The sequence below is a fragment of the Paenibacillus sp. B01 genome (assembly GCF_009649995.1).
In the GTDB taxonomy this organism is placed as follows: domain Bacteria; phylum Bacillota; class Bacilli; order Paenibacillales; family Paenibacillaceae; genus Paenibacillus_O; species Paenibacillus_O pasadenensis.
Genome location: NZ_CP045802.1, coordinates 2,563,456 through 2,576,507, shown reverse-complemented (window position 1 = coordinate 2,576,507; position 13,052 = coordinate 2,563,456). Strand labels below are relative to the sequence as shown.

The window sequence follows — 13,052 nt, the reverse complement described above, 5'->3', positions numbered from 1 at the left end:
CGGTTACTTCGGCACCTCGAGCTTGTAGCCGACGCCCCATACGGTCGTAATCATGGAAGCCGCTTCCGTCGAGACCTTGTTCAGCTTTTCGCGCAGCCGCTTCACATGGGTGTCGACCGTCCGCAGATCGCCGAAGAACTCGTAGTTCCAGACGTCCTTGAGCAGCTCCTCGCGCGAGAATACCTTGTCCGGGCTGACCGCCAAGTAATGGAGCAGCTCGTATTCCTTGGGCGTCAGGCTGACCTCGTGTCCGCCCGCGGTGACGCGGTGGGCGTCATGCTCGATGACCAGATGAGGGAAGACGATGTTGCTGCTCGCCGCAGTCTCCCGGGTCAGGAACGCGGTCGCGGAGGAGCGGCGCAGGATCGCCTTGACGCGGTAGATGATCTCGCGCGGGCTGAACGGCTTGACGACGTAGTCGTCGGCGCCGACCTCGAAGCCCTGCACGCGGTTCATCTCCTCGCCCTTGGCGGTCAGCATGATGACCGGAGTCGCCTTGATCTGCCGGAGGCGGCTGCATACCTCGATGCCGTCCATGCCGGGAAGCATGACGTCGAGCAGGATCAGATCGAAGTCCTGGCCGGAAGCGAGCCGCAGCGCCTGCTCGCCGTCATCGGCCTCCTCGATCTGATAGCCTTCCTTCTCCAGGTACATTTTCAGCAAGCGGCGGATCCGCTCCTCGTCGTCCACGACGAGGATGCGGTGCACGTATTCACTCATGCGGCACGGCTCCTTTGGTAGTCCTTTATACTCCGGCGTACGAATGCAGGCCGGCGATGACCAGATTGACGCCTATCAGCGTAAACATAATAATAACGAATCCGATGACCGTAAGCCAGGACGAGCGCTTGCCGTGCCAGCCGCGAGAGAGACGCAGATGGAGGTAGGCGCTGTAGAACAGCCAGGTGATGAGCGCCCAGACTTCCTTCGGATCCCAGCCCCAGAAGCGCGACCAGGCGATCTGCGCCCAGATCATCGCGAAGATGAGCGCGCCCAGCGTAAAGATCGGGAAGCCGATCGCGATCGCCCGGTAGCTGATCTCGTCCAGATCGTCGGGATCGATGTCGGTCGTCATCGGATGGATGACGGCGCCGAGCTGCTTGCGGAAAGCGAGCCGCAGCAGGCCGTACAGGATGGCGCCCGCCAGCAGCGACCAGACGACCGTATTGAGCTTGCGGCCAGCGTTGATGCCGTTCATCCAGGACGGCGCCTCGAACAGCGGCTTGTCCACGCCGAGGAACGAATCCGCGTGCAGCAGCTCGCTGTTGAACGGCTGGACGATCGGCGGCATCGTGTAGCGGACCGTCTCGACGTTCGAGACCGCCTCGCCCGCCTGCGTCACGTCCGCCGTCTCCTGGCGGAACTCCGCTTCGTAGCCGGCCATGCGGAAGCTGAACACGCTGATGATGAAGCCGACGGCGACGATCAGCATGAACAGCGTGACCTCGACCCAGAAGCGCTCGCGGCGCGCGCGCTTCTCGCCGCTGCCGTAGTCGACGGTGCGCAGCAGATGCAGCAGGCCGGCGGCGAAGCCGACCGCCAGGAACGCCTCGCCGAGCGCGGCCGTCGTCACATGGATCTTGAGCCAGTAGGAATTGAGCGCCGGGATGAGCGGCTGCGATTCCTGCGGGAAGACGGATGCGTAGGCGATGATGATGATGACGAGCGGCAAGGCGAACATGCCGAGGATCGGCTTGCGGTAGATCAGGAAGATGATGACGAAGGCAAGCATGACCGCCATGCCGAGGAACGTCATGAACTCGTACATGTTGCTGACCGGAATATGCCCTTGTCCGATCCAGCGGGTGAAGAAGAACGTCAGCTGCGCGGCAAGGCCGAGGGCGGAGACGATGAACGCGATCCGTCCCCATTTGCGCTCATGCCCCGCCGGATCGCCGTGGCTCCATTTGCGGCCGGCGATAGCCATCACATAAAAGAGAAAGCCGAAGCAATACAGGAAAAATGCCGCTATGAAAGCGGAGCTGCTGAGATCAAGCCAATTCACGTCCGATTCCCTCCGTTATCCAAGCTCTTCGGATCGGTCTCGCTGCCCGCGGCCTTCAGCGCCGCCGCGAGATCCGCCCGCATGCCGTACCAGTTTTTGTTCGTGTGCGCGCCGATCGTCGCGCGGCTGCCGTCGACGCGCAGCCAGATACGGCGGTGATGCCAGTACGCTCCCATGACGAGGCCCAGCATCGAGATGCCGAGGCCGACCCAGATATACGGCATCGCAAGGTCCTTGCGGACGTTGAGGAACGTCGTATATTCGACGAAGCTCACGTTCTCCATGCCGTTCACCTTGATCTCCAGCCGGTCCGCGATCGCGGCGTTCAGCTTGTCCTGGCTGAAGGCGGCCTTGTCCTTTTGCATCGGGAAGTAGATGTACGGCTCTCCTTGCTCGTCGAGGCCGGGGCCGTAGACGAGGAAGATGAAGGCCGGAGCCTTAGGATCCCGCGACTTGGTGATCGGATTGCCGTCGTCGCCGATCGCGAACTCCATGAAGTTCTGCTTCAGCTCCAGCCGGTACGGCCCGACCTCGAACGTCGTCTCGGGATCGCGCATCTTCAGCGTGAACGGACCGTAGGTCTCGCCCGTCGTCTTGTCGATGACGACCGGCTTGACCTCGCGCAGCACCGCCTTGTTGTCGAAGTCGAACTGGTACAGCTTGAGCCCGTCGTATTCGAGCGGGCTGTTCACTTCGATCGGATGGCGGGCGACTTCCACGAGCTCGGGCTGTCCGGAAGCCGCCGTGCAGCCGCTCCGGCATTCGTACAGGACGGCGTCCGTCCGGTACAGCTTCGCTCTCAGCGTGCCTTTGAGCTCCGCGGGAAGCTCCTCGTCCCCGTAGAACTCGACCGTGAACTTCTCGTTCTTGACGAAGTAGTTCGTATCTTCGATGCGGACGGTGTCGCCCTCGGGTATCGTCACGTACTGGTCCATCTGCCAGGCCGGCACCGCTCTCGCGAGCACGGCGAGGAGAAAGACGATCAGGCCGATATGGTTGATATAAGGCCCCCAGCGGCTGAACCGATGCTTCTCGGCGAGCAGCGCGCCGTCCTTGCGGATGACCTTGTACCGGCGCTTGCGCGCGGCCTGCTCGAAGCGGTCGATCCACGCCTCGGGGTCGCCCTCGATGTCGCCGCGGTATGCGGCCCGCTGCCGCAGCAGGAACGACTCGTGCTTGCGGATCTGCTGCTTGTTCAGCGCGCGGTACAGCGGCAGCACGCGGTCGAGGCTGCAGACGACGAGCGAGGTGCCGATCAGGACGAGCAGCGAGACGAACCACCACGATTCGAACGTGTGGGACAAGCCGAGCGCGTAGTAGATCTCGCCGGACAAGCCGTACGTATCCCGGTAGTAGTCTCCGAGATCCTGCGTCGTCAGGAAGGTGTTCTCCTGCGGATAGATCGTGCCGAGCGAGGCGCCGATCAGCGTGATGACGATCATGTAGACGGCGATCTTGACCGAGGAGAAGAAGTTCCAGACCCGGTCCAGCACGGAAGGATGGCTCTTCTGGGAGCGCCTCGCCGCGCCGTCGTAGCGCATCTCGAGCAGCTCCTCGGCCGCGCCGCCCTCGTCGAGCGAGCGTCCGCACGCCTCGCAGAGCACGGTGCCGGCCGGGTTCTGATGGCCGCATTCGCATTTGGTGTTTTGGAACACCGGTGTAGCCTCCTGTCATGTAGCTTGGATGCGGCGGAGCGATCTGGAGCTGCGTCAGCTCTCTTCGATCAGCTTGAGCACGCGCTCCTCGATGTCCTGCTCCGTCATGCCTCCCTGGTAGACCTCCTCCAGCTTGCCGTCCGGCCGAATGAAGAAGGTTGTCGGATACGAGCGGAGACGATACCTGCGCTCGGTCTCCTTATCGACGTCGCGCAGAATCGGATAGGTCAGGTTCTTGCCCGCCACGAAATTGCGGACGGTCAGGTTGTCCTCGCTCAGATTGACGGCGAGCACCTCCAGCCCCTCGCTTTTCCATTTGTCGTATTGACGCTGGAACTCCGGCATCTCCTTGACGCAGGGCGGGCAGAAGCTGCCCCAGAAATTGAGGACGACGGGCTTGCCCTCGTAATCGGAGAGCGACACCGTGCGCCCGTCCAGCGTCGAAAGGGTGAACTCCGGGGGCTTGTCGCCCGGCATCGGAAGGCCGTCCTTCGACGCAAACAGCGTCTTGCCGATGGCATAACCGCCCAGCAGCAAGACGCCGAGGAAAATGAGGATTTGCACCGGCTTGCGGGCAGCGCCCTTCATCTTCATGCCACCACCTTATGTAAGCGTTTCTTCCTCTTCATTATAACGGCAAGAAGAGACGGAGCAGCGCACGGCCCCGTTACTTTTTGTGACCATTATGTGAAAGCGCCGCGTCGCGCAGCTCCTTGATCTCGGACAGCGTCAGATGGCGGAACTTGCCGCGCTGCATGTTCTCCAGAACGAGATGGCCGAACTTGATCCGCTTGAGCCGCGCCACCGGATGGCCGATCGCGTCGAACATGCGCCGCACCTGGCGGTTGCGTCCCTCGTAGATCGTAATCGCGATCGTCGCGACTCCGGCATCGACGTCGACGTCGTGATAGTCGGCTTCGGCCGGGGCGGTCATGCCGTCCTCGAGCTTGATGCCCTTTTGCAGCCTCTCGAGCGCGCTGCCGTGCGGGACGCCCTTGACCGTCGCCAGATACGTCTTCGGAACGTGATGGCTCGGATGCGTGAGCAGATTGGCGAATTCGCCGTCGTTCGTCAGCAGCAGCAGCCCTTCCGTATCGTAGTCGAGCCGTCCGACCGGGTAGACCCGCTCCTTGATGCCGGGCAGGAAGTCGCTCACGATCTTGCGCCCCTTCGGATCGGATGCGCTCGTGATGACGCCCTTCGGCTTGTTCATCATCAAATAGATCTTTTTCTCGGAGGCGATCGGCTTGCCTTTCACCGTGATCTCGTCCGTCGCCGGATCCGCCTTCGTTCCCAGCTCGCGGACCACTTTGCCGTTCACCTCGACCGCGCCGCTCGCGATCAGCTCCTCGCACTTGCGGCGGGAGGCGACTCCGGCGGCGGCGAGGATTTTTTGTAATCGTTCCAATTAAGTTCACCTCACCCACCATCATACCGATTGTCCCGAAAAAGCACAAGGGAGCCCCCTGCCGTCCCTCCACGGCAAAAAGCCGGCGCCCTCTCCGCAGAGAAGGCGCCGGCCGCGGCAGGACGCACGGTTCAGCCGAATACGTAGAGGCAGATGAAGACGGCGGCCAGGAAGCCGTCTCATCGAAATCAACCGAATACGTAGAGGCAGATGAAGACGGTGGCCAGGAAGCCGTCTCATCGAAATCAGCCGAATACGTAGAGGCAGATGAAGACGGCGGCAAGGAAGCCGACCAGGTCGGAGAACAGCCCGACCTTGAGCGCGTAGCGCGTGCGCCGGATGCCGATCGCGCCGAAGTAGACCGTGAGCACGTACAGCGTCGTGTCCGTGCTCCCTTGGATCGTCGAGGCGATCCTTCCGATCATGCTGTCGGGTCCGTAGGTCGCGATCAGGTCGGAAGTATAGGCGAGCGAGCCCGCCCCGGTCAGCGGCCGCAGCAGCGAGAGCGGCAGCACCTCGCCGGGAACGCCGAGCTGGCGCAGCATCGGCTCCATCGCGCCGGTGACGTAGTCCAGCGCGCCGGAGGCGCGGAACATGCTGATCGCGACCATCATGCCGACCAGATGCGGGATGATGCCGATGGCGGTGCCGAAGCCCTCCTTGGCCCCTTCCGTGAACGTCTCGTACACCGGTACCTTGCGGAACGCGCCGTATAAAGGAATGAAGGCGATGATCGCGGGAATCATCCAAGCCGACAGCAGATTGATGAACGAATGCATGCTCCTCCCCCCTTACGCTTCCGGAGGCAGCTCGCGCCGCCCGCCGAGCCGGCCCGGAGAGCGTGCCGCGCGGCGGGGGCGGCTCGCAGCCCCTCCGGCCGGCGGCGCCAGCGGCGGCTGCTTGCTCCGGCTGCGGTACCAGCGGTCGAGCAGAATCGCCGCGGCCGTGGCGACGGCCGTCGCCGCCAGCGTCGTGCCGACGATCTCCGCCGGATTGGCCGAGCCGTAATTCATGCGGATCGCGATCAGCGTCGTCGGCACGAGCGTGATGCTGGACGTGTTGAGCGCGAGCAGCGTGCACATCGCCGGCGTCGCCGTCGCGGGCTCGGGATTCAGCTTCTGCAGCTCCTGCATCGCCTTGATGCCCATCGGGGTGGCGGCGTTGCCGAGGCCGAGGATGTTGGCGCTCATGTTGCTCATGATGTAGCCGAGCGCAGGATGGCCCTTGGGCACGTCGGGAAAGAGAAGGCGGACGAACGGGCTGAGCAGCCGGGCGAGCCGCGCCAGCAGGCCGGCATCCTCGGCAATCCGCATCAGCCCCATCCAGAACACGAGAATGCTGACCAGGCCGAAGCAGATCGTCACGCCGTTTTTCGCTCCGTCGAAAGCCGCCTGAGTGACCGCATCCATGCGTCCGGTGGCGGCCGCCACGACGACGCTGACGACGATGAAGCCGAGCCAGATCCAGTTGACCATCGGCTCACTCCCCTCCCGTCGCGAACAGCGCCTTCAGGCTCCTCGACAGCGCCGCGCCGAGGCTGGCGGGACGGCTGGAGAACATCCCTCCAGGCCGGAACGATGCCGTCGCGCGGTCCGGCTGGCCGATCCGCGGGCTGCCGGCGTCGTAGACGGGCACCGCTCCGATCGCGCGTCCGTCCAGCGTCCACTCGAGCCTTCCCCGCTCACCGAGCGCATAGGCGAGCGCGTCCTTCTCGCGGCTGAGCAGCACGAGGCGGTTGGACAGGCCGGCCTCCTCGCCCTCCGCCAGCGGATAGCGCAGCTGGCGGCCCGACGCCAGCGAGTATCCCTTGAGCGGCTCGCCTTTCGACGCCAGCGTCTTCAGCTCGTAATGCTCGAAGCCCCAGTCCAGCATCGACGCATGGTCATGCCAGTCGTCCCGGTCGTTCAGCGTCACGGCGGCCAGCTGCTGGCCGTCCCTCGTCGCCGAGCTGACGAGGCAGCGCAGCGCCGTCTTCGTGTAGCCCGTCTTGACGCCGTCGGCGCCGTCGTACAAGGCGAGCATCTTGTTTTTGTTCGCCCAGCTGTAGTCCCAGCTGTCGAACGGATTCGGCGCCTTGTGCACCTTCGTGCCGACGATTTCCGCGAACACGGGATTTTTCAGCGCATAGGCGGTCAGCTTCGCCAGATCGTTCGCCGTCGACAGATGGCCCTCCTGATCCAGCCCGTGCGGGTTCATGAACGTGGACCGCTCGAGCCCGATCCAGGCCGCCTTCTCGTTCATCATCTTCACGAAGCCTTCCTCCGAGCCGCCGACATGCTCCGCGATCGCCGTCGCGGCATCGTTGCCGGAGCGCAGCATGAGGCCGTACAGCATGTCCTTCAGCTTCATCTTCTCGCCCAGCTTCAAATAGATCGACGAGCCTTCCTTGCCGACGGCTCGCAGACCGACCGTGACCGTGCTGTCCAGGTCGCCTTCCTCGATCGCCGTAATGGCCGTCATGATCTTGGTCAGGCTGGCGATCCGCATCGGCTCGTCGGCCGCTTCGCTGCTGTACAGCAGCCGGCCCGACTCGACGTCGATCAGCGCGGCCGCGCGCGCGCTCGTCGTCGGCGGACGGGGAGCGTCCGCCGCCTTTGCCGCCGGCGCCGAGAGCAGGCTCGCGCCGAGCAGCGCGAGACCTGCGGCGGCGGCGGCCGTTCGTTTCCACGCACCTGCAATAGCCACGGTATCCTTCCTCCTCCTGGCATGCGAAAGCCGCTGGCGGCTCCCGTCTCCTGCTGCCATTGTATGTATCTTGTCCGGCCGATATGAACAAGCCGGTCCTGTCCGGCCGGAAACCGCAAAAAAGCTGTCCTCCGGGGAGGACAGCCGCTTGCAGCAGCCGGGACGAGTCCGCGGCGCTAAAGAATCGGATCGCTCGTGATAAGAGTGCTCTCGACGCGCTCGACTCCGTCGTGATGACGGAACATGCCCTGGATCTTCTCGAAGGCTCCCGGCACCGCGTCGATGACGCGCTCGACCAAATGCGTCTGGTTGTCGAGCGGAACGACGCGCACGCCTTGCGTGCCGACGACGAGGAACGCGATTGGCGTGATCGATACGCCGCCGCCGCTGCCGCCCCCGAACGGCAGCGCGACCTGCGCGTTATGCCCGTCGGCATGGGTCGAGCTGCTGCGCGCCCCGCCGTCCATGCGGATGTCGCTGCCGCCGGCCACGAATCCAAAGCCGACTTTGCTGATCGGCATAATGACACTTCCGTCCGGCGTCTGCACGGGGTCACCGACGATCGTGTTGACATCCACCATTTCCTTGATATTCTCCATGGCGGTTTGCATCAGGCCTTGAATAGGATGTTCTGCCACAGTCTGACGCCTCCTTCCGTTCTCATCATCCGGACCAGCAGCTGCAGTCCGGCAAGGATAGCATTGCCCAAGCGGATTTCCGCTATGCAGTCGAAGCTCGTCTCCAGCCGTGCCGAGCGGTAGTCGGGCTGAACGTCCATCTGCGGCTTGGCGGTCAGCCGGCACAGCTGCGACAGCAGGCCGAGCGCGGCCGTCTGCAGCGACCAGACCGCGCCGGTCGACATCGCCGTCCAGACCGCGTCTCCGGTGCCGATCGTCGTCCGCCACGTCCAGCGGCTGATCTCCACCTTGTTCAGCGTGCGCCGCACCAGGCCGGTCAGGTTTTCCGTCCGCCGCAGCAGCTTCCAGGCATCCTGCAGCAGCTCGGCGATGCGCGAGGCGCCGATATCCTTCTTGTCCGCCGATTCGGCATGCAGCAGCGATGGACTGTCGGCCTGCGCGAGCTCCTCCACCTGCAGCCCATTTTTGCCGAGCTTCATCATCGGAATTTCCCACTTGAACTTCAGCAAGCCGAACAGCGTCTTCACCTGAAGGGACAGATTGTCGTCGCCTTCATGCCGCGACAGCTCCGCGCGGGCGCGGACCGGAACGGCCGCGATCGCGGCGGCGAGCAGCAGCGGCACGAGGACGACCGCCAGCCAGCCGAACCATGCTCCCATTCGGATTCGACCCCCTTTCCGTCATTCGGCAGCAAGAGCGCGCGCCGATGGCCGGACCGCTGCCTTTTCCCGGATAGCATGCCCAGAAATGACAAAAAAGACCGGCCCGCAGCCGATCTTTTTCGTAGATGTCGCTTAGGGCTCGGAAGATGAGCCTTGGCGGCCGTCCAGGCGGCCGAACAGCAGCTGCGTCTGCTCCTCGAGCTCCGCCTCGGGCGTCATCGCCGCCGGCTCCGGCAGCGCTTCGAGCGAGCCCAGCTCGAAATGGTCGAGGAAGGAGCGGGTCGTGCCGTACAGGATCGGACGTCCGATCTGCTCGGCGCGCCCTTTTTCCTCGATCAGATCCTTCGCGACGAGCGTCTGGATCGCTTTCTCGCTTTTGACCCCGCGGATCTCCTCGATCTCGACCCTCGTGATCGGCTGGCGGTAGGCGATGATCGCCAGCGTCTCCAGCGCCGCCTGCGACAGTGTCGAACGGGACGGCGAGTAGGCCATCCGCTCGAAATAAGGCGCATGCTCCGGATGGGTCGTGAAACGGAACGCTCCGGCGACCTCGGCGATGCGGATGCCGCGCCCGGCCTGCTCCAGATCGGCCTTGAGCTCGCGCACGAGATCCTCCGACAGGCGCTGGTCGATCTCCACGATCTCGGCGATCTGCCGGATCGTCAAGCCCTCGTCGCCAGCCATGAACAATAATCCCTCAATAATCGATTTCAGCTGCTGAACCATCACGATCCGACGCTTCCCCTCTCCAATGGATGACGATATCATCGAACAGACTGTTCTGGAAGACGCGGACCTGCTTCATCTTCATCAGCTCGAGGATCGCGAGGAACGTCACGACGATCTCGTGGCGCTCCACCGCTTCGCCTACGAGCCGGGAGAACAGCGCGGTCTCATGCTCGCGCAGCAGCTCCGAGATGTCGCGGATGCGGTCCTTGACGGATATCTCGTCCCGATGGATGCGGGCGACATGCGTCCGCCTGGCCGCCTTGCGGAGCGCCCGCCGGAACGCCGCCATGATGTCGCCGAGGTCGAGCCCTTCCAGCGGATGGGTGTCGTCCTCCTTCATGTACGTCGTCAGGTCCTCGGGCTCCTTGCTGTAGACGAGGCTGCGCGCCATCTCGCGGTCGCGCAGATGCTCGGCGATCTGCTTGTAGCGGCGGTATTCCACCAGCTTCTGCACGAGCTCGTCGCGGGGATCGAGCATGCCTTCGTCGTCCCAGGCGTCCTCGTACTCGTCCATGACGGGAGGGCGGGGCAGCAGCTGCCCGCTCTTGATCGCCAGCAGCGTCGCGGCCATCACGAGGAACTCGCTCGTCACGTCCAGCTCGAACTCCTGCATCGCATGCAGGTAGTCCATGTACTGATCCGCGATCCGGCTGATCGGAATGTCGTAGATGTCGATCTCTTCCCTGTCCAGCAAGTGAAGCAGCAGATCCAGCGGCCCTTCGAATGCTTCCAGTTTGTACAATAGGCTCATGCCGCTCCACCTCTTCCTGTCCGCCGGTATCGCGAAGCTAAAGGCCGCTGTCTCGCCTCAGGCCAGGCTCAGCCTTGAATCGCCCGCGTCAGATTCGCCATCTCGATCGCGGCGGCAGCGGCTTCCCAGCCTTTGTTGCCGGCCTTCGTCCCCGCGCGCTCCACCGCCTGCTCGATCGAATCCGTCGTCAGCACGCCGAAGATCGTCGGCACGCCGGTTTTCAGATTGATCGCGGCGACGCCCTTGGCGACCTCGCTGCATACATAGTCGAAATGCGGGGTGGAGCCCCGGATGACGGCGCCGAGGGTGATGACGGCATCGTACTTGCCGCTCTCCGCCATCTTTTGCGCGATCAGCGGAATCTCGAACGCTCCCGGCACCCACGCGACCTCCACCTCGTCCTCGCCCGCGCCATGGCGCTTGAACGCGTCGAGCGCGCCGCTCAGCAGCTTGCCGGTGATGAATTCGTTGAAGCGGCCGACGACGACGCCGTATTTCAGCCCTTGCGATACCAGATGTCCTTCGTAATATTTCGTCATGTTTTCAAACCCATCCTTCTATTCTAATTTATTCGGCTTAAATTTCAAACTCCAACAGATGGCCAAGCTTCGTTTTTTTCGTGTTCAAGTAATTCGTGTTGCTCTCGTTGCGCTCCATCTGGATCGGCACCCGCTCGGCCACGCTCAGTCCGTACCCCTCGAGGCCGCGGATCTTGCGCGGATTGTTCGTCATGAGCCGCATCCGGCGGACGCCGAGATCGCGCAGGATCTGCGCGCCGATGCCGTACTCCCGCAGGTCGGGCCCGAAGCCGAGCTTCAGGTTCGCCTCGACCGTGTCGAGCCCCTGCTCCTGAAGCTGATAGGCTTTGAGCTTGTTGATGAGGCCGATGCCGCGCCCTTCCTGACGCATGTAGAGCAGCACGCCGCTGCCCGCCTCCTCGATCTGGCGCAGCGCCGCCGCCAGCTGCGGACCGCAGTCGCAGCGGCGGGAGTGGAACACGTCGCCGGTAAGGCATTCGGAATGCACCCGCACGAGCGTCGGCTGCTCCGGATCGATCTGTCCTTTGACGAACGCGACATGCTCCTTGTCGTCCACCTCGTTCGTGTAGGCGACCGCGCGGAAGACGCCGAAGTCGGTCGGCATGTTTACCTCGACGACCCGCTGCACCAGCTGCTCGCGGCGGCGCCGATGCTCGATCAGCGACTGGATCGTAATCAGCTTGAGATCATGCTTGCGCTTGAAGTCCGCCAGGTCCGGCAGCCGCGCCATCGTGCCGTCCTCGCGGATGATCTCGCAGATGACCGCGCCGGGCTTGGCGCCGCACAGCTTGGCCAGATCGATCGCCGCTTCCGTATGGCCGGCGCGCCGCAGCACGCCGCCGTCCTTGGCGATCAGCGGGAATATATGGCCCGGGCGGCGGAAATCGTCCGCGCGGGCCGCGCCGTCGACGAGCGCCCGCACCGTCTCGGCGCGCTCATGTGCGGAGATGCCGGTCGTCGTGCTCACATGGTCGACGGAGACGGTGAACGCGGTGCCGTGGTAGTCCGTATTGCGGACGACCATCGGCGGCAGGTCGAGCTCTCGCGCCCGCTCCGCCTCGATCGGCACGCAGACGAGCCCGCGCGCCTCGGTAATCATGAAGTTGATGACGGCCGGCGAGATCGTATCGGCGAGCGCGATCAGATCGCCCTCGTTCTCGCGATCCTCGTCGTCGACGACGATGACCGGCTTGCCGGCCAGCAGATCCTGCACCGCATCCTCGATCGCATCGAATGGCGCCGCCCCGTCTTGATGGTGTAATCGTTCCATGCTTGCTCCTCCTTCGTTGCCTTGGCTCATGCGAATCCGTTCTCCGCCAGGAAAGCGGCCGTCAGCGGGCCGCCGGCCGCGCCTCCCGGCCTGCCGGCGGCTGCGGCGTCCCCTCTGCCGCCGAACCGCAGCAGATGGTCGACATATTTGCCGAGCACGTCGCATTCCAGATTGACGGTCGCTCCCGCCTGCTTGCTCTGCAGCACGGTTTCGGCGAGCGTATGCGGGATGATCGACACCGAAAAGGCGTCCTCGCCCGCCTCCGTCACAGTCAGGCTGATGCCGTCCACGGCAATTGAACCGCGCGGAATGATGTAGCGGCGCAGCCCTTCGTCCGCGGGCCGGATCGTGAACAGCACCGCGTTGGCGTACGCCCTGCGCTCGACGATCCGCCCGATGCCGTCCACATGGCCCTGGACGATATGCCCGCCGAAGCGGCCGTCCGCGCGCATCGCCCGCTCCAGGTTGAGCGGGCTGCCCGCCGGCAGCCCGCCCAGATTCGTATGCCGGTACGTCTCCGGCATGACGTCGGCCTCGAAGCTGTCGGGCCCGCATCCAGTCACGGTCAGACAGACGCCGTTGACGGCGATGCTGTCCCCGAGCCGGACGCCCTCCAGCACTTTGGCGGCGCCGATGCGGAGCACCATCGCCTCTCCTTTTCGCGCCGCGCCGCGCAGCTCTCCGATCTCTTCGATCAATCCGGTGAACAT

15 protein-coding genes are annotated in these 13,052 nt (G+C 64.1%); all 15 read right to left on the bottom strand.

Annotation, left to right across the window (positions count from 1 at the left end; all coding sequences use genetic code 11):
- Positions 1–3: 3 nt before the first annotated feature.
- The 15 genes from GE073_RS11080 to ribE (GE073_RS11010) all read right to left on the bottom strand — a co-directional run bounded on the left by GE073_RS11080 (position 4) and on the right by ribE (GE073_RS11010) (position 13,052).
- Positions 4–720, bottom strand: coding sequence for a response regulator transcription factor (locus tag GE073_RS11080; RefSeq protein ID WP_028599809.1), 717 nt, complete (start codon positions 718–720; stop codon positions 4–6).
- A 25-nt stretch (positions 721–745) separates the two neighbouring features.
- Complete coding sequence (gene ccsA, locus GE073_RS11075) at positions 746–2,005, bottom strand: cytochrome c biogenesis protein CcsA (RefSeq protein ID WP_101809026.1); 1,260 nt, start codon at positions 2,003–2,005, stop codon at positions 746–748.
- Complete coding sequence (resB, locus tag GE073_RS11070) at positions 2,002–3,660, bottom strand: cytochrome c biogenesis protein ResB (RefSeq protein ID WP_101809025.1); 1,659 nt, start codon at positions 3,658–3,660, stop codon at positions 2,002–2,004. Before resB ends, ccsA begins: the two co-directional genes overlap by 4 nt.
- Before the next feature lie 54 nt (positions 3,661–3,714).
- Entirely contained in the window at positions 3,715–4,254 is a 540-nt protein-coding gene (locus tag GE073_RS11065; RefSeq protein ID WP_228551434.1) for a redoxin domain-containing protein, read from the bottom strand.
- Positions 4,255–4,327: 73 nt separating this feature from the next.
- Positions 4,328–5,068: a pseudouridine synthase gene (locus GE073_RS11060; protein ID WP_028599813.1), complete on the bottom strand. Its 741-nt coding sequence runs from the start codon at positions 5,066–5,068 to the stop codon at positions 4,328–4,330.
- A 245-nt stretch (positions 5,069–5,313) separates the two neighbouring features.
- Complete coding sequence (locus GE073_RS11055; protein ID WP_028599814.1) at positions 5,314–5,847, bottom strand: spore maturation protein; 534 nt, start codon at positions 5,845–5,847, stop codon at positions 5,314–5,316.
- Between the two features lie 12 nt (positions 5,848–5,859).
- Positions 5,860–6,543 (bottom strand): nucleoside recognition domain-containing protein, encoded by a 684-nt coding sequence (locus GE073_RS11050; RefSeq protein ID WP_101809024.1) that lies wholly within the window; start codon positions 6,541–6,543, stop codon positions 5,860–5,862.
- Between the two features lie 4 nt (positions 6,544–6,547).
- Positions 6,548–7,753: a D-alanyl-D-alanine carboxypeptidase family protein gene (locus GE073_RS11045; RefSeq protein WP_416362088.1), complete on the bottom strand. Its 1,206-nt coding sequence runs from the start codon at positions 7,751–7,753 to the stop codon at positions 6,548–6,550.
- Positions 7,754–7,929: 176 nt separating this feature from the next.
- Complete coding sequence (gene ytfJ / locus GE073_RS11040; protein ID WP_028599815.1) at positions 7,930–8,391, bottom strand: GerW family sporulation protein; 462 nt, start codon at positions 8,389–8,391, stop codon at positions 7,930–7,932.
- Entirely contained in the window at positions 8,364–9,050 is a 687-nt protein-coding gene (locus GE073_RS11035) for a DUF2953 domain-containing protein (RefSeq protein WP_101809022.1), read from the bottom strand. Before GE073_RS11035 ends, ytfJ begins: the two co-directional genes overlap by 28 nt.
- 135 nt (positions 9,051–9,185) lie before the next feature.
- Positions 9,186–9,737: an SMC-Scp complex subunit ScpB gene (gene scpB / locus GE073_RS11030; protein ID WP_373864114.1), complete on the bottom strand. Its 552-nt coding sequence runs from the start codon at positions 9,735–9,737 to the stop codon at positions 9,186–9,188.
- Between the two features lie 13 nt (positions 9,738–9,750).
- Entirely contained in the window at positions 9,751–10,533 is a 783-nt protein-coding gene (locus GE073_RS11025; RefSeq protein ID WP_028599818.1) for a segregation and condensation protein A, read from the bottom strand.
- Between the two features lie 68 nt (positions 10,534–10,601).
- Positions 10,602–11,072, bottom strand: a complete 471-nt coding sequence (ribE, locus tag GE073_RS11020) for a 6,7-dimethyl-8-ribityllumazine synthase (RefSeq protein WP_028599819.1) — start codon at positions 11,070–11,072, stop codon at positions 10,602–10,604.
- Positions 11,073–11,109: 37 nt separating this feature from the next.
- Positions 11,110–12,342: a bifunctional 3,4-dihydroxy-2-butanone-4-phosphate synthase/GTP cyclohydrolase II gene (locus GE073_RS11015; protein ID WP_228551432.1), complete on the bottom strand. Its 1,233-nt coding sequence runs from the start codon at positions 12,340–12,342 to the stop codon at positions 11,110–11,112.
- A 26-nt stretch (positions 12,343–12,368) separates the two neighbouring features.
- On the bottom strand, positions 12,369–13,052 hold the full coding sequence (gene ribE, locus GE073_RS11010; protein WP_101809019.1) for a riboflavin synthase: 684 nt from the start codon (positions 13,050–13,052) through the stop codon (positions 12,369–12,371).